Annotated in this window: 16 protein-coding genes; 8 read left to right on the forward strand and 8 right to left on the reverse strand. The window is 64.3% G+C overall.

Annotated elements, in window-relative coordinates:
• A complete protein-coding gene (locus tag API01S_RS13975) occupies window positions 1-1,437 on the reverse strand; it encodes a cytochrome ubiquinol oxidase subunit I (RefSeq protein WP_061304882.1) in 1,437 nt (478 codons plus the stop codon).
• 314 nt (window positions 1,438-1,751) lie between these two features.
• On the opposite strand from API01S_RS13975, the gene API01S_RS13980 reads away from it, so the two are divergent.
• Window positions 1,752-2,426 carry a GntR family transcriptional regulator gene (locus API01S_RS13980; RefSeq protein ID WP_006221768.1) on the forward strand — a complete coding sequence of 225 codons (675 nt, stop codon included), beginning with the start codon at window positions 1,752-1,754 and terminating at the stop codon, window positions 2,424-2,426.
• Between the two features lie 122 nt (window positions 2,427-2,548).
• On the opposite strand, the gene phbB is transcribed toward API01S_RS13980, so the two are convergent.
• Entirely contained in the window at window positions 2,549-3,295 is a 747-nt protein-coding gene (phbB, locus tag API01S_RS13985) for an acetoacetyl-CoA reductase (RefSeq protein ID WP_061304883.1), read from the reverse strand.
• On the reverse strand, window positions 3,285-3,755 hold the full coding sequence (locus tag API01S_RS13990) for a hypothetical protein (protein WP_006221766.1): 471 nt from the start codon (window positions 3,753-3,755) through the stop codon (window positions 3,285-3,287). The genes phbB and API01S_RS13990 overlap by 11 nt, the downstream gene beginning before the upstream one ends.
• Window positions 3,756-4,016: 261 nt before the next feature.
• Between API01S_RS13990 and API01S_RS13995 the strand changes: the two genes are divergently transcribed.
• Window positions 4,017-5,636 carry an EAL domain-containing protein gene (locus API01S_RS13995; protein ID WP_322788523.1) on the forward strand — a complete coding sequence of 540 codons (1,620 nt, stop codon included), beginning with the start codon at window positions 4,017-4,019 and terminating at the stop codon, window positions 5,634-5,636.
• 53 nt (window positions 5,637-5,689) lie between these two features.
• On the opposite strand, the gene kch is transcribed toward API01S_RS13995, so the two are convergent.
• Window positions 5,690-6,901: a voltage-gated potassium channel protein gene (gene kch / locus API01S_RS14000; RefSeq protein WP_061304887.1), complete on the reverse strand. Its 1,212-nt coding sequence runs from the start codon at window positions 6,899-6,901 to the stop codon at window positions 5,690-5,692.
• Window positions 6,902-7,340: 439 nt separating this feature from the next.
• On the reverse strand, window positions 7,341-8,153 hold the full coding sequence (locus API01S_RS14005; RefSeq protein ID WP_061304890.1) for a winged helix-turn-helix domain-containing protein: 813 nt from the start codon (window positions 8,151-8,153) through the stop codon (window positions 7,341-7,343).
• A gap of 606 nt (window positions 8,154-8,759) precedes the next feature.
• On the opposite strand from API01S_RS14005, the gene API01S_RS14010 reads away from it, so the two are divergent.
• On the forward strand, window positions 8,760-9,158 hold the full coding sequence (locus API01S_RS14010; protein ID WP_081451582.1) for a helix-turn-helix domain-containing protein: 399 nt from the start codon (window positions 8,760-8,762) through the stop codon (window positions 9,156-9,158).
• Here the strand turns inward: API01S_RS14010 and API01S_RS14015 are convergent.
• Entirely contained in the window at window positions 9,139-10,302 is a 1,164-nt protein-coding gene (locus API01S_RS14015) for an acyltransferase family protein (RefSeq protein WP_050729573.1), read from the reverse strand. The genes API01S_RS14010 and API01S_RS14015 overlap by 20 nt on opposite strands.
• Window positions 10,303-10,610: 308 nt before the next feature.
• On the opposite strand from API01S_RS14015, the gene API01S_RS14020 reads away from it, so the two are divergent.
• The 3 genes from API01S_RS14020 to API01S_RS14030 all read left to right on the forward strand — a co-directional run bounded on the left by API01S_RS14020 (window position 10,611) and on the right by API01S_RS14030 (window position 12,873).
• Window positions 10,611-11,141: an META domain-containing protein gene (locus API01S_RS14020; RefSeq protein ID WP_006221759.1), complete on the forward strand. Its 531-nt coding sequence runs from the start codon at window positions 10,611-10,613 to the stop codon at window positions 11,139-11,141.
• A gap of 87 nt (window positions 11,142-11,228) precedes the next feature.
• Window positions 11,229-12,026, forward strand: a complete 798-nt coding sequence (locus tag API01S_RS14025) for an META and DUF4377 domain-containing protein (protein ID WP_061304891.1) — start codon at window positions 11,229-11,231, stop codon at window positions 12,024-12,026.
• Between the two features lie 109 nt (window positions 12,027-12,135).
• Window positions 12,136-12,873 carry a sulfurtransferase gene (locus API01S_RS14030; RefSeq protein WP_006221755.1) on the forward strand — a complete coding sequence of 246 codons (738 nt, stop codon included), beginning with the start codon at window positions 12,136-12,138 and terminating at the stop codon, window positions 12,871-12,873.
• Window positions 12,874-12,933: 60 nt separating this feature from the next.
• On the opposite strand, the gene metG is transcribed toward API01S_RS14030, so the two are convergent.
• Window positions 12,934-15,054 (reverse strand): methionine--tRNA ligase, encoded by a 2,121-nt coding sequence (metG, locus tag API01S_RS14035; protein ID WP_255221301.1) that lies wholly within the window; start codon window positions 15,052-15,054, stop codon window positions 12,934-12,936.
• A 217-nt stretch (window positions 15,055-15,271) separates the two neighbouring features.
• Window positions 15,272-15,547, reverse strand: a complete 276-nt coding sequence (locus tag API01S_RS14040; RefSeq protein ID WP_006221752.1) for a hypothetical protein — start codon at window positions 15,545-15,547, stop codon at window positions 15,272-15,274.
• Between the two features lie 101 nt (window positions 15,548-15,648).
• On the opposite strand from API01S_RS14040, the gene apbC reads away from it, so the two are divergent.
• Complete coding sequence (apbC, locus tag API01S_RS14045) at window positions 15,649-16,737, forward strand: iron-sulfur cluster carrier protein ApbC (protein WP_006221751.1); 1,089 nt, start codon at window positions 15,649-15,651, stop codon at window positions 16,735-16,737.
• Window positions 16,738-16,740: 3 nt separating this feature from the next.
• Window positions 16,741-18,636: an autotransporter assembly complex protein TamA gene (locus API01S_RS14050; protein WP_050729569.1), complete on the forward strand. Its 1,896-nt coding sequence runs from the start codon at window positions 16,741-16,743 to the stop codon at window positions 18,634-18,636.
• Window position 18,637 lies beyond the last annotated feature (1 nt).

Below are 18,637 nucleotides of genomic sequence, written 5' to 3' on the forward strand. Positions count from 1 at the left end.
TCAGACTCCCGAAGGCTTGCGTGGCGCGGGTTCGATGCCCGCCTGGGTTGACGCGGCGGACAGCGGGCGCGACGGCTGGCGCGGTTCGCCAGGCCCGCCCGACAGCGGCGCGTGTCCCGGCGCGGGGCTGGGGCCCATGCGGATCAGACGCAGCATGTACGACACGCCCGCGCCGAACACCAACAGGTACACCGCGACGAACAAGGCCAGCGTCAGCGTCAGTTCTCCGACGCCGTGCGGCGTGGCCGCATCGGCCGTGCGCATCACGCCATAGACGATCCAGGGCTGCCGGCCGATCTCGGTCACGTACCAGCCCGCCAGCATCGCCACCATGCCCGACGGCCCCATCCACAACGCAAAGCGTTGCAGCGCGCGCGACTCATACAGCCGGCCGCGCCAGCGCGTCCACAGCGCCCAGCCGGCCAGCAGGATCATCAGCATGCCCAGTCCGGCCATGATGCGGAACGACCAGAACACCACTGTGGCGTTGGGGCGGTCTTCGGGCGGATACGACTTCAGGCCGGGAAACTGGCCGTCCCAGCTATGCGTCAGGATCAGGCTGCCCAGCCGGGGCACGTCCAGCGCAAAGCGCGTTTCTTCGCGCTCCATGTCGGGCCAGCCGAACAGCGTCAGGGGTACGCCCGCGCCAGGTTCGTTTTCCCAATGCCCTTCGATCGCGGCGATCTTGGCCGGCTGATGCTTCAGCGTATTCAAGCCGTGAAAGTCGCCCACCACCGCTTGCAGAGGCGCCACCAGCAACAGCATGCCCATCGCCATGGCGAACATCTTCTTCACGGCCGGGCTGCGGTCGCCGCGCAGCAAATGCCACGCGCCCGATGCGCCCACCATCAACGCGGTCGCAAGGAACGCGGCGATGCCCATGTGCGCCAGGCGGTAGGGGAACGAGGGGTTGAAGATCACCGCGAGCCAGTCGGTGGGCACGACTCGCCCGTCCAGGATCTCGTAGCCGGCAGGCGTCTGCATCCAGCTGTTGGACGCCAGGATCCAGGTGGCGGACACCAGCGTGCCCAGCGCCACCATGATGGTCGAGAAGAAATGCAGGCCGGGGCCCACGCGCGTCCAGCCGAACAACATCACGCCCAGGAAGCCGGCTTCCAGGAAGAATGCGGTGAGCACTTCATAGGCCAGCAGCGGTCCGGTCACGCTGCCGGCGAAGTCCGAGAAAAAGCTCCAGTTGGTGCCGAACTGGTAGGCCATCACCAGCCCGGATACGACGCCCATGCCGAAATTGACGGCGAAGATCTTGGTCCAGAAGTGATAGAGGTCTCGATAGACGGGCTTGGCGGTGCGCAGCCACAGCCCTTCGAGTACGGCCAGATAGCTGGCCAGGCCGATCGTGATGGCCGGAAATACGATGTGAAATGAAATGGTGAACCCGAACTGTATTCGGGCGAGCAATAGCGCGTCGCCATGCATAGTGGTCTTCCTGATGAACGTGTGTCCTACGCTGGCAACAGTAGATCCGGCAGGTCGAGTAGTACAGATTCAGAAACCGAATAAAAAAGCGGATCAGTTGGCGGGCGAAAGCGCTCAGAGCGAAGCAGCACAAGGGGAAGCGGCCCTGTACTCGATGGGGACAGCATCGCGCCGATGGCGTCATAAAACAGTACAGGGGACATAGTGGGGCGGCCGCGCGGAGGGCGGTTTTCGATTCCGCTTCCTGGGCTACGATGGGAGCCCGCCGTTGGATCCCCCTTCATCGACGTTCGCCGCATAGGCACCCAGGAGTCATGAGCATCACCCAATCAAAGGGCAGGCCAGATCAGGCCCAAGCCCTGCCGCACCGCATCCGCGACCAGTTGCGCTATGAAATCCTGACGGGCGCCTTGCCCGCGGGCACGCCGCTCAAGCAGGATGCGCTGGCCACGCGCTTTCAGGCCAGCCGCATCCCGGTGCGCGAAGCGCTACGCCAGCTGGAAACCGAGGGCCTGGTGGCCTATCGCCTGAACCGGGGCGCGGTCGTCATTCACATGGACGTGGACCAGATCTGCGAATTGCTGGACATTCGCATCGCGCTGGAAGGCTTTGCGGTGCGCGCGGCCGTGCCCAACATGGCGCGGGCCGATCTGGACGCGCTGCAAGCCATTCTCGATGCCTACGACGAGGCCGATACTGTCGCGCAATGGGCCGAGCTGAACCGCCGGTTTCATCTGGCGCTGTGCGCGCCGGCGAACAACGCGCGGCTGCGCCGGCTGATCGAGGAATACGGTCTGAACACCGACCGCTACACGCACGAGATGATGTCGCAGGCGAGCGGCAAGGAAGGCCCGCAATCGGATCACCGCCGCATCCTGGAAGCGTGCCGCCAGCAGGACGGCGCACTGGCCGCGCGCCTGGTGGAGGCGCACATCATCGAGACCAAGAAGACGCTGGTTGCGATGCATCGCATGCGCCAGGACGGGTGAAGCCCCGCAGCGGCGGCATTGCGCGCAACGCGCAGACCTCCCCGCGCCCGGCCGCTGCCCCGCACTGAGCCGTTGCAAGCGCCCCGCTCATCGGATTCGCGAGCGGGCCCGACGCACGCCGATCAATACATGTGCTGGCCGCCGTTGATGGCGACGTTGCTTCCCGTCATGAAGCCCGCGTGCTCGCTGCAAAGAAACGCCACCAGCGCGGCGACTTCCTCGGGTTGGCCCAGCCGTCCTACCGGTATCTGCGGCAGGATCTTTTCCTTCAACACGTCTTCGGGCAAGGCCTGCACCATGCGCGTGTCCAGATACCCGGGTGACACCGTGTTGACGGTAACGCCCTTGCTGGCCAATTCCAGCGCCAGCGCTTTGGTGAAGCCATGGATGCCGGCCTTGGACGCTGCGTAATTGGTCTGGCCGAACGCACCCTTGCTGCCATTGACGGACGAAATGTTGACGATGCGGCCCCAGCCCCGGTCCGCCATGCCGCCACACAGCGGCTGCGTCATGTGGAACATCGAGTCCAGGTTGCTGCGCAGGACCTCGTTCCAGTTTTCCAGGCTCATCTTGCGCAGCCGCGCATCGCGCGTGATGCCGGCATTGTTGATCAGGATGTCGATCTGGCGGCCATCGTGATCCAGCTTGCGCATCAGCGTCTGGCACGACGCGTAGTCGCCCACGTCCACGGGGTACAGCGTGAAGCGGCGGCCCTGCGACGCCTCTTCTTCGGCCCACGCGCGCGCGGCGCTTTCATTGGTGTGATAGGTGGCGATGACGTCGTGGCCGGCCTCTTGCAGCGCGATGGCGATGGCGCGGCCCAGGCCGCCAGCTCCGCCCGTCACGAGCGCGGTGCGTTTATCCGTCATGGCGGTCTCCGGGTTGGTTGGCCTCGCGCATGGCCGCGCAGGCAGCGGCCATCTGGTCGGTCATCGCCGTGAAGATCTGCGACATGGGGAAGGGGGCCGGCGTGATGCCGCCGCCCGTGGCCAGCTTGAACCAGCCGCTCATGGCTTCGCCCAGGCCGGCGGTCAGCGCGGCCTGCTCTTGCAGCGCGGCATGGGTGATGGCCTGGCTGGCTTCCAGCTGCGCCTGCCAGTGCTTGCGTGTGATGTCGCCCAACGCGGGGGCAAGCGATTGCCAGTCGCCGCCTTGTTGCAGCGGGGCCAGCGTGGATTGCGTGTTAGCGGTGTGTTGATCGGCCAGACGGCGGCCCAGTTCGAGCCAGCGTTGCTGGCTTTCCTGGGCAAGCTGGGCCAGGCGCTGGTAATAAGCGGCGTTGGCGCCCGCGATTCCCGAGGGCGGCGAGGTGGTAGGTTTCTTCATCATCCATCCTTCTCAAAGTGGTAAGGGGTAACGAATCAGTCCTGTAAGCCGTCGGGGGCGCGGTTGGCTGGGCCACGCGCACGGCGTGGATCAACAATAGCCCAGCGCGGACCCGCAATACCAGCCCGGTTGCGCCGCCTATTTGTGCCAGCAAAGTAACTTGACGTTACCCCCGCGCTTGGTGTGTCATGCGACGAAGCGGCATTGGCGCTGCTAAGACTACTGAGCGAGGCGGTTTTGGCCACATCAGGAATGACGGTTCGCGTGCCGTCCTGGCGGTACCTGCCCGTGGCGCTCGCCTTGGTGCTTCCCGCCCTGCTTTGCCTGGTGGGAACCTGGATACACGCCAAGAAGCAGCAGCGCGCCGAAGCGGAAGCCGCCGCGCAGATCGTGCGCGTGCAGGTCGAAAGCATATTGGCGCAAGCCTGGCCAGTGCTGGACGAAGTCGCGGAATTGACGCCGCAGCCTTGCGCGCAGGCACTGCCGCTGCTGCGCCGCTGGGGCACGCTGAACCCGTATTTCCGCGCCTTGATCCTTGCCAACGAGCGGCACATCTATTGCTCGTCGATCGTCGGCGAGGTGGACGCCGAGCTGGGCGATTTTCGAAAATGGCCCATCGAAGGCACACCCGAGCGCTGGATGTTTTCGGTGGCGGGTACGCCGATGGCGCCGGATCGTCCGGCGATCCTGCTGGGCAAGCCCGGCGCGCCGGGATACAGCGGTGCGGTCGCGCTGGACGGGCGCTACGTGCTGGACCTGCTCAACGCCGTGGGCACGCTGGGCGACTACCGCCTTGAACTGATCGTGGGCAAGGGCGCGCCCATTCAAAGCGACTCCTGGAAAGCCGACGACGCCGAAGTCGAGCCCGTGTATGACGAGATCACGCGCAATGATGGCCGCGTGGCGCTGACGATCAATGTCAGGGCGCCCACGGCCAGCATGATGCACGCGTGGCAGCAGTTGCTATGGAGCTATCTGCCCGCCACCTTGCTGATCGGCGCGGGGCTGGCCTTTGCCGCGTATCGGCTGCAACTGAACCGGCTGTCGTTCAAAGAGCAGTTGCGCCGCGCGATGCTGGCTAATGAGTTCCAGGTGTATTACCAGCCCGTGTATGGACAGTTGACCGGGCAGTGCGAAGGCGCCGAAGCGCTGATGCGGTGGAACCGTCCGGGCGTGGGCTTCGTGCGGCCCGACATCTTCATCGCCGCCGCCGAAGCGGAGGGCATGATCATTCCGCTGACGCAGCACTTGCTGCGCCTGATCGAACGCGACATGCGTAGCTGGACGACGTCGCCCGACTTTCACATCGGCGTGAACATCGCGCCCGAGCACCTGTCCAGCAACGTGCTCGTGCCCGACATGCAGACCTTCCTGGCAAACGTCGCCGCGCGTCGTCCCTTGCTGGTGCTGGAGATCACAGAGCGCAGCCTGATCCAGGACAGCGGGCAGGCGCGGCGCAACATCGATGCGTTGCGCGCGGCCGGCGTGCGCGTGGCCATCGATGATTTCGGCACCGGGCATTGTTCGCTGTCTTACTTGCAGAAGTTTCCGGTGGATTATCTGAAGATCGATAAAGGCTTCGTGCAATCGATCCTGCCCACGGGTGAAGAGGCGCCCGTGCTGGATGTGATCATCACCTTGTCGCATCGCCTGAATCTGGCGGTGGTGGCCGAAGGCGTTGAAACGCAGGTCCAGTTCGACTACCTGACGGCGCGTGGCGTGGCGTTCATTCAAGGCTATCTGTTTGCACGGCCGATGCCGGCCGCCGAGTTCATGCCGTGGTACGCGCAGCACTCGCCGCCTGGCGCGACGTCGGTGGTCGCCGGGGGCGCGAAAGTCGGCATGTTGACCGATACGCAGCCGCCGGCCGCGCCAGCGGCGTAAACACTAGCGGGTTGCTCTGGTCGGGGCTCGGGGCTATGTGGCCGATGACGCGATCAGGTCGCCTTGGCCTCGGGTTCCACCTTGGCAAAGAACAGGTCGGCAATGGCCTGGCCGTCCATCGGTTCGCCATTGATGGCGCGCGCCAGTAATTCAGCCCCGAGCAACTGCACTGAAAAGACCAGGTCCGGTTGCACGCGCCGGATCTTTTCCAGGTGCTTGCTGGTGTTGACGAGCGCTACCGTCTTGGCGCCGCCTTCGCCGGTGGCCTCTTTGGCCGCCAATACGATGAATGCGTTTTCCGCATCGTCCGCGCGCAGCGCCAGCACGTAGCGGGCGCGCGAGATGCCCGCGTTGCGCAGCACTTCCACGCTGGACGGATCGCCTTCGATCAGATCGGCGGCAGCGGGATATTCGTGCGGCATGCCGGGCGGCACGATGACCGTGACTTCGTCGCCACGCCGGCGCAAGCCGTCGTAGACACTGAGCGCAAGCGGTGTGGCGCCCGCAACGATGATGTGGTTTTTTCTCATGGCGGTGGAGAACCTGCCTTTGACCAGCCGTTTCAAGTTGCCGCCGATCACCGGCCCGGCGATGGCGCTGATGGACGTGGCGAACACGGTAATGCCCAGGATGATAATCGACGCGGTGAAGAGCCTGGCGTTGATGGTGTGCGGCGTGATGTCGCCGTAGCCCACCGTCGACATCGACACGATGGCGAAGTAGAACGCGGTGCCCGCGTCCGTGACGGGCGGGTTGAACTCCGCGCCCATGTACAGCGTGCCGAAGACGGCGTAGATCAGCAGCGACATGATGCTGACCAGTGCGAACAGTGAGCCGGCCGTCACGCTGGCGCGGTCGAAGCGGCGCCAATACACGGCCAGCGCAATCACCAGCACCATTGTGTAGACGCCCAGCCCCACGCCGCCCCGGTTATCAAGAATCGCAAAAGTCCCGATGCCGATCAGCAGCACCAGCGAGAACGCCCACGCGATACGCGCTTTGAGGATCAGGCCGATGGCAATGACCTGCAAGCCCACGCCCAGCACCAGGCGCGGAAACTCCAGCAGGCCCACCACGCGCATGACCTCATGCCAATTGTCCAGCGCCAGCCAGAACGAATATTCGCGCGCGCGAACCTCGCGCAGCACGGGATGCATGAAAGCGTAGCCATCCAGCGCCACCAGGATCGCGAGGCACCAGTTGGGAGGAAACAGCGCCAGCACTTTCTTGTGCAGGCGTAACAGCGATACGGAGATGGGGGGCATTGGACCTGTCCTTTAGTCCGCATTTTAGGACGATGACAAGAAGGGTTCTGCTATATCAAATATGTATAGAAGGCTATCAACAAAGAATTACTGGATTCGGGGCCCAAGTCATAAACTTCGTTCATCAAGCGGCTATCCAAGTGGGAAAACCGCTGATATGGGCGCTAGTCAGCCAGTAGTCGGGGCAGGGCCAGCATCCAGGCGTTGATCACGTTGCAGCTTTTGCGGGGACTAGAGACCGCGCAAAAGTTCACGGTCGGACCGTGCGTGAGCAGTATGAGGCACGAATGTTGGAATCGCGTGATCCAGGTAGAAGGCATCAGTGCCGGCTGATGACTCCGGGTTCACGTGTTGTTTTAGCGCGGCGTCTTACCTCTCGGGGGCAGCGCCGCGTTTTTTTGTCCGTTCAGTCTGAACGCACCAGGGCCTTGCGCCCCGATCAATTTGCCGCGCCGGCGTCCTCGGTTTCGCGGCGCCACTCTTCCAGGCCGTCCGGCCGACTCTCTTCGCCCGTTGCACGATAGTCAAGATCCAGCGCGATGTCGGCGGCGAACATATAGCCCCAGCCATGCACGGCCCGGATCGGCAAGGTCATCTGGTTGGCGGTCGCCTTGCGCCGCAAGCGGCTGATCATCACATCCACGAAGCGCCGGCGCGTAATGCCGCTATCCGCATCGTCCGCGCCGTCGGCGTAGAACGCGTCACGGCTGATCTTGCGATCGGGCGCCGTGACCAGCCGCGACAGGAAATCGCGTTCGCCCGTGGTCAGGCCCAGCGTGCGGCCGGTCGGGCTGATCAGCGTCCAGCCTTTGTTGGCCAGGCGCCAGCTTTCTTCGGCCGGTTCGTCCGCGTGCGACTCGGTCGCCGCTTCCATGCCGTCAAGGCCGACCGCCCGGCGTACCAGCGCCTGTAGTGCCGCCGCCAATTCCAGCCCGGTCACGTCCGGAGACAGGCAGGCGTCGGCGCCGCACAGCAGCGTGCGGATGCGGCTTTCGGCGTCGGCGAAAGCCGCGATGGCTACGATGCCCAGGCCCCTGTCCACCGCCCGCAAGCGCACGGCGGCGTTGTGGATGTCGGAAAGCGGCGCATCCAGCACGACCAGCGGACTGGGTCGGCGAGAATAGCGGTCATAGACTTCGATCAGGTCATGGCAGCGGCGCACGCAGAAACCCAGATGAGACAAGGCATCCACAAGCCTGGCGTGCTTGGCATCGTCACTGCCAAGGAAAATGACATCCAGCGTGTTATTCATTGATGCTTCCAATGAGGTGGCGCGGCAGGGGGCGTCGCGCCATGACGAGACCGTCTGGCGGTGTTTTTTTGAGAATGTGGGCACGGGTGCGGCCGGTCTTCTGTCCGACGCTGGCTGCCAGCGGCGATCAACCTTGCCGCCTTGAAGTCACGCCCGTGTTTCATTTAAACACGGGCGTGTTTTTTTGTGAAGATACGTTTCTGTAGTTTCTGATAGTAACTATCAGGAAGCCGGCATAGTGGGTTTGCCCTCTGTCGGCACAAGGCAGCGCGTCCGCATCGATAGATTATTAAGTATTACCGATACATTATTTTCTATTTTGCATACCGAAAAACCCATAAACTCATTCGTTTTTTTCTTCGGGCTTGTCGGGTTGCACCTGGTGCGACTACCCTTGCGTCGCGCCCTCGCGTTTTTCGGTAAGTCGGTGCCAGGCTTGAGGTTTTTTCGGTTGTCCGCGTCTTGGCCCAGGCCGGACGACAGCGGCGCCGGGGCGGCAAAGCACATGAGTATTGCGATTTACGGATTAACCCTGAAATTGGGGCGCAATCCGTTTATTTGGCGGCAGTATCGAGATGTTTTAATCAAATAAATAATTTCATATTAATGTCTCAGGTCGATCGATTGGACACGTTTAGCCATCGTCTGCGCAGCGCAAGAATGCTTCAGGGATGGACTCAAAAGGACCTGGCTGTCGCAAGCAACCTCTCGCAAAGCGCTATCGGCAACTACGAAAGCGGCCAGCGCCTGCGCCCTTCCAGCGATGCGCTCATCAAGCTGACCCGCGCATTGCGCGTCAGCCCGATGTGGTTGAGCACCGGCGAAGGCCCGATGCTCAATTCCGGCTATGGCGATGCGCCCGCCACCCTTGAGGGCGCTACGTCCCAGCCCTCCGGGTGGCCGTTCGAGTCGGTGTCCTACGCAACCTATTCACGCTTGAGCTCGCAGGAAAAACGCCAGATCGAGTTGGTGCTTGCGGCTTATATCAAGGCACGCGGTGAATAGACCCCATGGGTTGGGCCGGGCTGGGCGGGGCGGCGCTTTGCGGCCGGCGTTGAGCGTCCGTCGCCACGTCCTCGCCCGCCAGCGGCTTGCGGCGCAGGCGGCTGCGCAAGCGTTCGACAGGGTCGGCCACCAAGCCGTTCAACAGCGCTGAAAACCCGATACAGCCGGCAATCACCAACGCCGAGAACAACATGGGCTGGTGCATCTCGACGTCGTTCAGCAACCAGCTGAAGAACAGGATCACCAGCGAATGACAGATATAGATCGGGTAGCTGAGTTCGCCGATGGCCTTGTCCAGCCGATGTCGTGACTGGAACAGGAAGGCCAGGGGCAACAGCGCGGCGAACAGCAGCACGGCCAGCGCATCTCGCACCGTGTGGTTGATGCCGATTGAAAAGTGCAGCAGCGTGTAGACGAACAGCGCGGCGGTGCCCAATTCGGGCAGTCGATGAAAGCGCCGGGTCCAGGCCTTCACACGCGGCAGCAATACCTGGTGCGAGAGCGAGCCGATCAGGAACAAGGCGAGTTCGGTGGGGAAGAACCGATAGGTCCACGGATCCGTCAGGCCGATGCCGGTCACGATCAGGATGCCCCGCAACGCCAGCGAGGCGGCCAGCAAGGCCAACAGCCGGCGAGGCGATCCCAGCACGAAGGGCGCGACCAGGTAGAAGCTCATTTCCACACCGAGCGTCCAGGCTTGCGGCACCAGCAGCCCTTGGTAGAGCGGCACTTCGCTATGCGCGAAACTGCCCGTGAAGGCCAGCGCCGAATGCTCGATGCCGAAGAACATCAACCAGTCCTGTCCAAAGATGAACAGGTTGGACAGCACCAGGAAAAGGTCGGCGGAAAAGGGCAGGGCTTCATAGAAGCGGAAGAAGGCTCCGCCGCTCATGACATGAGCCAACAGCGTCAGGCCCGCCACGGCCAGATAGATCGGAAAGAGGCGCAGGAATCGGTTCGCGTAGAACTTGCCGGTGGCGCCCTGGTAGTTGTCCGTGGCCGTCAGCACATACGAAATCAAAAAGCCAGAAATGACGTAGAACAGCTGCACCGCAAGCCGGCCGCCGACAAGGTGATCGGCGTAGCCGCCGCCCAGGTGGTCCAGCACCACTGATAGCGCCAGTAAGGTTCTCAAGAAGCCCATCGCCGTGTCTCCTGCTAGTTTTCTTGTTGGAGGCCCAAAGGGGCCGGACACCCGCGTCGTTCGTTACATTCTTAATCAGCTTCTTTACCCTGTGCTGCCAGGGTGACCAAATGCGTGACCTGCAATGATTCTGCGCGTCGGCTTTGGGCGCCGCCATGCGGCATTCGATGCAGCACTCTGCATCTTCGGCGGGAGGGCCACCGATCCGGCGTGCTGCTTTTGGATACCGCTGTAGGCGGTAGTCAGCTGCGCGCCGTGGGCCCGCGCCGGTTACAGTTGGGGCTGTCAAACCCTGAGGAGACCTATTCATGCCTACCCATCTGTCTTCGCGTTGCCAGCTGCTGTGTGTCGGCCTGCTGGCCGTGGCATTGGCGGGTTGTGCGGGGTCCACCGGAGGCGCGCGTCCGCAGGGCGCCGCTGCGGCCAATGCCGCCACCAGCGCGGATTCCCTGGCGCAGACCAGTTGGGAATTGGTGCGCTGGACCCAGGCTGGCGGCGCGCTGCGCGACATCCCCCACGGCGACAATGGCGAGCCCGTGCAATTGACCTTTCTGGCGCAGGGCAAGCAGTACCGCGTGAACGGCTTTTCGGGCTGCAACCGCTACATGGGCTCGTACAAACTGCAAAGCGGCAAGCTGTTCATCGACGCCCCGGCCTCCACGCGCATGGCCTGCGTGCAGCCCGAACGCGCCAAGCTCGAAGCCGATTACCTGCGCGGTTTGACCGCCATCGACACCTTCACGCTGGACAGCGGCGGCGCGCCCCGCCACCTGACGTTCAACCTGCGCGGCGGCGACGTGCTGGAGTTCGAGCGTCGTCAGGATCCTCCGACTCCGTAAGTACCGGGCGGCGCGATAATGTGGCCTTGTCCGCGCCCGGCATCGCGCCGTGGCGCGGCTTGACTTGCTGATTTCGGGAGACCGCTCATGTCCTTTACCGCTTGCTGGCGCTGGCTTGGCGCCTGCGCGTTGTCTGTTGGCCTGGCCGCCTGCGCCAGCCCCTCGCATCGCACCGCCAGCGGACAGGATCCGCGTTTCCAACCGGCGTCGGCCTCCGACATCCTGGCGCAGACCAGCTGGGATCTGGCCCGCTGGACCTTGCCGGGCGGCGGCTTGCGCAGCATTCCTCACCCGTCCACGAACTCGCGGCCGCTGACCGCCAACTTCGTGCATGTGCAGGGCGCGCCGCGCCTGTCCGGCTTTGCGGGCTGCAACCAATACAACGCGCCTTACACCATCGCCAACGGCCAACTCATCGTGCAATCGAATCCGGTGGCGACGATGATGGCCTGCGCGCCGGAGAACATGAAGCTGGAACAGGATTTCCTGGCCGGCCTGACGCGCATTACGGCCACATCGCTGGACAACACCAACAACCCGCAGCGCATGACATGGGTGCTGGCCAGCGGCGATACGCTGGACTTCGGCCGTCGTGTGGACCCGGTGGCGGGCGGGCAGGCCGGCCCGTCCAAGCTGGTCTATGTGGATTCGGAACGCGTGCCTTGCAACGCGGGCGCGGGCCGCACGCTGTGCTATCAGGTGCGCGACAGCGCCTCGCAGCCCTGGCAGCTCTGGTATGGCGACATCACCGGTTTTCAGTTTCAGCCGGGCATCCGATACCGCCTGCGCGTCGTGGAAGTGACCGATCCCAACCCGCCTGCGGGCGGCGCGTCCGTGCGCTGGGTGCTGGACGCCGTGATCGAACAGGAAATCGTCAGCCGTTGATGCGGATCAAACCGACCGCATCGCTTCAAGCGCCGCGGCGCGTTCGACTGAGCGGCCGATCCGGCCCAGCGTTTACTATTACGGGCTTCGCCCACCGCTTTGCTTTGCCATGACTGCCGTCGTCAATATCGCCGCCTACAAATTCGTTTCGCTGGATCTGCTGCCCGATCTGCGCGCCCACCTGCTGACCGTGGCCGGGGACTGCGCGCTAAAGGGCACCATCCTGCTGGCCGAAGAAGGCATCAACCTGTTCCTGGCCGGCTCGGCCGAGGGCATCGACACCTTCCTGAAAACCCTGCGCGCCGATGCGCGGTTCGCCGACCTGGAAGTCAAATTCAGTCATAGCGAAGGCGTGCCGTTTCGCAAGCTGCTGGTCAAGATCAAGCGCGAAATCATCCGCATGGATCACCCTACGATCCGCCCCGAAGCAGGCCGCGCGCCGGGTGTAGACGCCAAGACGCTGGCGCGCTGGCTGGAGCAGGGCGTGGACGACGCGGGCCGGCCCGTGGTCATGCTGGATACGCGCAATGCGTTCGAAGTGGACGAAGGCACGTTCAAGAATGCGATCGATTGGCGCATCGAGCGCTTCACGCAATTTCCGGCGGCGGTCCAGGCGCATCGCGCTGAACTCGAAGGCAAGACTGTCGTCAGCTTCTGCACGGGCGGCATCCGCTGCGAAAAAGCCGCCATCTATATGAACGAGGCGGGCATCCAGAATGTGTACCAATTGGACGGCGGCATCCTCAAGTATTTCGAGGAAACCGGCGGCCCCGGATATGACGGCAAATGCTTCGTCTTCGACGAGCGCCATTCGCTGGACCCGGAGTTGGCGCCCAGCCAAGGTTGAGCAGCGCCCAACAGCAAAAAACCCGCCGAGGCGGGTTTTTTTGTGCAAGCGCGGGATCGATCAGCGCACGCGCATGCCGGGCTTGGCGCCGGGGAAGGGTTCCAGCACATAGATGCCGGCGTCCACCGCTTCGTCCGCGTGGCTGGCGGCCAGCACCATGCCTTCGGATACGCCGAACTTCATCTTGCGCGGCGCCAGGTTGGCCACCATGACCGTCAGCTTGCCGATCAGGTCTTCCGGCTTGTAGGCGGACTTGATGCCCGAGAACACGTTGCGGTGGCGGCCTTCGCCCACGTCCAGCGTCAGGCGCAGCAGCTTGGTCGAGCCTTCGACGTGTTCGCAGTTGACGATCTGTGCGATGCGCAGATCGACGCGGGCGAAGTCGTCGATGGAAATGGTTTCGGCGATGGGCTCGCCGCCGGGCACGACGACCGGTGCGGCCGGCGGTTCGAACAGGTCTTCCAGCATTTGCGGTTCAACGCGTTGCATCAAGTGCTTGAACGGCGCAACGCGTTGCGGCAGCACGGCGGCATCGGCCCAGGTGAACGGCGCTTGTGCGCCGAACAGTTCAAGCGCGACGCGCTCGGCCAGCGACGGCAGCACCGGCGCAAGCATCACCGACAAGGCCTTGAAGCCGGCCAGCGAGCGCGAGCAGATGTCTTGCAGCGCGGCCTTTTGCGCATCGTCGGCCGTGGCCAGGCCCTTGGCCAGCACCCACGGCTGGGCGGTGTCGAACGCCTGGTTGATGCGGTCGGCGTACGCCATGATTTCGCGGATGGCGCGGTTGTATTCGCGCGCTTCGAAGGCGGCGCGGATCGACTCGGCCTGCTCGGCGTATTCGGCGGACAGTGCTGCGGTGTCGCCCGAATAGCCCAACGCGCCGTCAAAGTGCTTGGTGATGAAGCTGGCGGCGCGGCTGGCGATGTTGACGTATTTGCCGACCAGGTCGCTGTTGACGCGGGCGATGAAATCTTCGGGGTTGAAGTCCACGTCTTCAACGCGGGCGTTGAGCTTGGCGGCGATGTAATAGCGCATCCATTCCGCATTCATGCCCAGTTCCAGATAGCGCAGCGGCGAAATGCCGGTGCCGCGGCTCTTGGACATTTTTTCACCGCTGACGGTGATGAAGCCGTGCACGTTCACCGCGTCCGGCGTCTTGCGGCCGGCGAACTTGAGCATGGCGGGCCAGAACAGGGCGTGGAAATACACGATGTCCTTGCCGATGAAATGCACTTGTTCGGTCGTGCCGTTGGGGTCGAGCAGGGCGTCGAAGTCCAGTCCCTTGACCGCGCAATACGACTTGAGCGAGGCCAGGTAGCCCACCGGCGCGTCCAGCCACACGTAGAAATACTTGCCCGGCGCATCCGGGATTTCAATGCCGAAGTAGGGCGCATCGCGCGAGATGTCCCAGTCGCCCAGCTTGGCCTCGCCGTCTTCGGCGCCCAGCCATTCGCGCGTCTTGGCCAGCATTTCGGGCTGCAGGTGCTTGCCGCCGTTGGCGTTGGAGCCCGTGGTCCATTGCTGCAGGAATTCCACGCAGCGCGGGTCGGACAGCTTGAAGAAGAAGTGGTCGGACGACTTCAGCACCGGCGTCGCGCCGGTCAGCGCCGAATACGGGTTGATGAGTTCGGTGGGCGCGTACACCGCGCCGCAGACCTCGCAGGAATCGCCGTATTGGTCCTTGGCGTGGCACTTGGGGCATTCGCCCTTGATGTAGCGGTCGGCCAGGAACATGCCCTTGACCGGATCGTAGAACTGCTCGATGGAGCGCGTTTCGATCAGGTTCTGCTCGCGCAGCGCGCGGTAGATGTCGTGCGACAGCGCAACGTTCTCGGCAGAGTCGGTGGAATGCCAGTGGTCGAAACGGATGTGGAAGCCGTTCAGGTACTGGGGGCGTTCAGCGGCGTAGCGGGCCACCAGCGCTTGCGGCGTGATGCCTTCTTTTTCGGCCTTCAACATGATCGGCGCGCCGTGCGCGTCATCGGCACCCACGAAATGCACCGTGTGGCCCGCCATTCGCATCGAACGCACCCAGATATCAGCCTGGATGTATTCCATGATGTGGCCGATGTGGAAGGATCCGTTGGCGTAGGGCAGCGCTGTGGTGACAAAAAGGGTGCGAGACATGGTTGTCGACAGAGGTTGAAGGAAAAAGGGATTGGCGGGCCATTTTAGGGCAATGGCGAAGCCTTGCCGGGGGCGCTGCCCGAAAACGACGCAACCCGCCTATCGCGGGAAGGCGATTCGGGCGGGTTGAAGGGGTAGCGGCCGATACGCGCTGGCGGCGCCTGCCGTTGACAGGCCGCGCGCGTCGCAAGCTGCAAACGGCCGTGCAAACGACTCGTGCAACGACAAACTTGCGCCGCGAGCGGCGCAAGTCTTGGCGAGATTGCCGCGGTTAGCGGACTTCTCGAGCTTCGACGTCGATCACATCGCCACGCGGTTGCGTGGCGAAGGGGGCGGTGGCGGTCTGGAAGGGTCCCGGTCGGGCGCCTTGGCGCTGGCTCCAGTAGGCGCGAACGCCGAAAGGTTTGCCGCGCACCTTGGCGACCACGTAAAGGATCGCCACGGCAAGCGCCGTGGACAGCATGAAGACCAGCGCCATCGCCATACCGATCAAGGCCAGGGCGGCGAAAAGGACGGCACGGAAGAAGCGGATAAGTGTGTTGGTCATGAAGGTCGGATGCAAAACGCAGCGAAAGGTTCCCGCGTATCCGCTATCCTTTAGGGGATGGCGGCCCGCAGAAGCCGCGCTGCCTACGGAACCATAGTGACATGAGTATAACGATAGAAAACATCCGCGCTGCATTGCGCGCCGCGCACGACCCGAACACGGGATTGGACCTGGGCGTTTCTGTAAAAGATCGTGACATTGACCTGAGCGGCGGCGGTGCTGCCGTGACGCTGGAGTTGGGTTATCCCGCCGACGGCGTGCGGGAACAGGTCGCCGCGGTGGCGGCGGCGGCGCTGGCCAAGGCCGGCGTGCCCGACGCCCGCATCACGATCACCTGGAAGATTGCCGCGCACGCCGTGCAGAAGGGCCTGAAGCCGCTGCCCAACGTGCGCAACATCATTGCAGTGGCCTCCGGCAAGGGCGGCGTGGGCAAGAGCACCACCGCCGTCAACCTGGCGCTGGCGCTGGCCGCCGAAGGCGCCAAGGTGGGCGTGCTGGATGCCGACATCTACGGCCCCAGCGTGCCGACGATGCTGGGCATCTCGGGCCGTCCCGAAAGCCTGGACAACAAAAGCATGGAGCCCCTGACCGGCCACGGTCTTCAGGCCAATTCCATCGGTTTCCTGATCGACGCCGACTCGCCCGCCATCTGGCGCGGCCCGATGGTGACGCAGGCGCTGGAGCAGTTGCTGCGGCAAACCAACTGGCGCGACCTGGATTACCTGATCGTCGACATGCCCCCGGGCACGGGCGACGTGGCGCTCACGCTGGCGCAGAAGGTGCCCGTGGTGGGCGCGGTCATCGTCACCACGCCGCAGGACGTGGCCTTGCTGGACGCGCGCAAGGGCCTGCGCATGTTCCAGAAGGTCGAAGTGCCGATTCTGGGCGTGGTCGAAAACATGGCCATCCATATCTGCTCGCAGTGCGGACACGCCGAACACATCTTTGGCGAAGGCGGCGGCCAGCGCATGGCCGAGCAGTACCAGACGCCTTGGCTGGGCAGCCTGCCCCTGACGCTGGCCATCCGGGAACAGACGGACGCCGGCACGCCCACCGTAGTGTCGGACGCAGGCAGCGAGGCGGCCGCGCTTTATCGCGGCATCGCCCGCAAGCTGGCGGCCGGGGTGGCGGCGTTGCCGCGTGACATGGCAGGTAAATTCCCGTCCATCGTCGTCCAGCAGCCGACCTGACTCATGCAATGGGCAGCCCGCGCCTTTTTGGCAGGACTATGCGTGTTTTCGGCCGAGGCGCTGGCCAAGCGCCCGGAAATCATCGTGGACCCGGGCGGCGTGCCGCCGGCCGCGCTCAAGGCGATTACCGAAGCGGTTGATGCCATCGCACGTCTGGCCGAAGACCAGGATGGCGGCGAAATCAACCGCTTGCGGCGTCGCGCGCGCGACGCCACGCTGGCCGCGCTGGCGACGCAAGGTTATTTTTCGCCGAAGGTCACGCTGGAATCCGGCACCGATATCGGCGGGGAAACCTGGGATATCGGCATCGTGCCGGGCAAGCGCACGACCGTCTCGTCCGTGGACCTGACCTTCACGGGCCGCATCACCCGGCCCGAATACGCGCAGCGTGTGCAGAAGCTGCGCGACGACTGGCAGCTCAAGGCGGGCCAGCCCTTCATCAACAGCGACTGGAACCGCGCCAAGTCGAACCTGCTGGACGAGATCTCCACGCGCGATTTCATGCTGGCGCGCATGACCGCTTCGCAGGCCGACATCATGGCCGACACGGCCTCGGCCGCGCTGCACGTCACCATCGACAGCGGGCCGCAGGTCCGCATGGGTGAACTGACCACCGAAGGCCTCAAGCGTGTGCCGGACAAGCTGGTGCAGCGTTACGTGCGTTATTCGGTCGGCGCCGCCTACGATCAGAACCGGCTGGACACCTGGCAGCAGGATCTGCAATCGACGGCGTTCTTCCGTGGCGCTTTCGTGTCGCTGGAACAGCCGGGCCTTACGCCGCCGCAGGCGTCCGAAGTGAACTCCGATCGCGCCCGCGCGCCCGGATCCACCGACCTGGCCGCCGCCACGCCCGCGGGCGATCCGTCCGTGTCCGGCGCCGTGCCGCCTCCGCCGCCCGTCTATGACTCGGACGGCGAAGTGACGTTGCCGGTGCAGGTTCGCGTGGTCGAGGCGCCGCCCAAGCGCTTCACCGCCTCGATCGGCGTGGATGACGAAGCGGGCGTGCGGGTGGAATCGCTGTACCGGCAGAACGTGGTCTTTGGCCAGCCGCTCACCATGGAAACCGGTTTCAGCGTGGACCGGCTGCGCCAACGCGCCTATGCCGACTTCCTGCTGCCGCCGACCGAGCGCGGCTACAAGGATTCGTTTGGCGTGCTGGCCGACCATTCCGACATCCAGGGGCTGGACGTGACCCGCTATGCGCTGGGCGCGACCCGCCTGCAAGAGCGCAAGGGCGCGGGCGACAGCCGCGTCGAATACGAAACGCGCTGGGGCCTGCTGCTGGCGCAGGACCACGTGAAGATCGACGGCGGCGACGAATACACCCTGCCGACGCTGACCGCCACCGCCGAATGGCTGCGCCGCGACGTCGACAACAAATACGACCCGCGCGAAGGCAACCTGATCGCCGTGGGCGGCGGCGTGGGCGTGACGTTGGACACCGGCGAGCCCTACACCCGCGCCCGCCTGCGCGCGCAGAAGTGGTGGCCCATCGGCAAGCTCGACGTGCTGACCGTGCGTGGCGAGGTGGGACGCGTGTGGTCCAGCAGCAAGGTGCAGGTGCCGGACGACTTCGGTTTCCGCACAGGCGGTGCGCGCTCCATTCGGGGTTACCGCTACCAAAGCATCGGCCTGCAACGCGACAACGCGGTGGTCGGCGCGCCCACGCTGGTGGTGGGCAGCGTGGAATACGACCATTACTTCAATGAACGCTGGGGCATGGGCGTGTTCGTGGATGCGGGCGATGCCGCCGAGTCCTTCGGCGACATGTCGCTGGCCGTGGGTTACGGCGTCGGGGCGCGCGTGCGCACGCCTGCCGGCCCCCTGTTCCTGGACGTGGCGTACGGTCAGCGCGAGCGCGACCTGCGTCTGCACTTCTCCTTGGGGATCGCGTTTTGAC

Source organism: Achromobacter piechaudii NBRC 102461, from assembly GCF_001571245.1.
GTDB lineage: Bacteria > Pseudomonadota > Gammaproteobacteria > Burkholderiales > Burkholderiaceae_B > Achromobacter > Achromobacter piechaudii.

Bases quoted from the DNA above. Each gene is read 5' to 3' on its own strand.
- API01S_RS13975 (WP_061304882.1), bottom strand. From the start codon at position 1,437: ATGCATGGCGACGCGCTATTGCTCGCCCGAATACAGTTCGGGTTCACC.
- API01S_RS13980 (WP_006221768.1), top strand. From the start codon at position 1,752: ATGAGCATCACCCAATCAAAGGGCAGGCCAGATCAGGCCCAAGCCCTG.
- phbB (WP_061304883.1), bottom strand. From the start codon at position 3,295: ATGACGGATAAACGCACCGCGCTCGTGACGGGCGGAGCTGGCGGCCTG.
- API01S_RS13990 (WP_006221766.1), bottom strand. From the start codon at position 3,755: ATGATGAAGAAACCTACCACCTCGCCGCCCTCGGGAATCGCGGGCGCC.
- kch (WP_061304887.1), bottom strand. From the start codon at position 6,901: ATGCCCCCCATCTCCGTATCGCTGTTACGCCTGCACAAGAAAGTGCTG.
- API01S_RS14005 (WP_061304890.1), bottom strand. From the start codon at position 8,153: ATGAATAACACGCTGGATGTCATTTTCCTTGGCAGTGACGATGCCAAG.
- API01S_RS14010 (WP_081451582.1), top strand. From the start codon at position 8,760: ATGTCTCAGGTCGATCGATTGGACACGTTTAGCCATCGTCTGCGCAGC.
- API01S_RS14015 (WP_050729573.1), bottom strand. From the start codon at position 10,302: ATGGGCTTCTTGAGAACCTTACTGGCGCTATCAGTGGTGCTGGACCAC.
- API01S_RS14020 (WP_006221759.1), top strand. From the start codon at position 10,611: ATGCCTACCCATCTGTCTTCGCGTTGCCAGCTGCTGTGTGTCGGCCTG.
- API01S_RS14025 (WP_061304891.1), top strand. From the start codon at position 11,229: ATGTCCTTTACCGCTTGCTGGCGCTGGCTTGGCGCCTGCGCGTTGTCT.
- API01S_RS14030 (WP_006221755.1), top strand. From the start codon at position 12,136: ATGACTGCCGTCGTCAATATCGCCGCCTACAAATTCGTTTCGCTGGAT.
- API01S_RS14040 (WP_006221752.1), bottom strand. From the start codon at position 15,547: ATGACCAACACACTTATCCGCTTCTTCCGTGCCGTCCTTTTCGCCGCC.
- apbC (WP_006221751.1), top strand. From the start codon at position 15,649: ATGAGTATAACGATAGAAAACATCCGCGCTGCATTGCGCGCCGCGCAC.
- API01S_RS14050 (WP_050729569.1), top strand. From the start codon at position 16,741: ATGCAATGGGCAGCCCGCGCCTTTTTGGCAGGACTATGCGTGTTTTCG.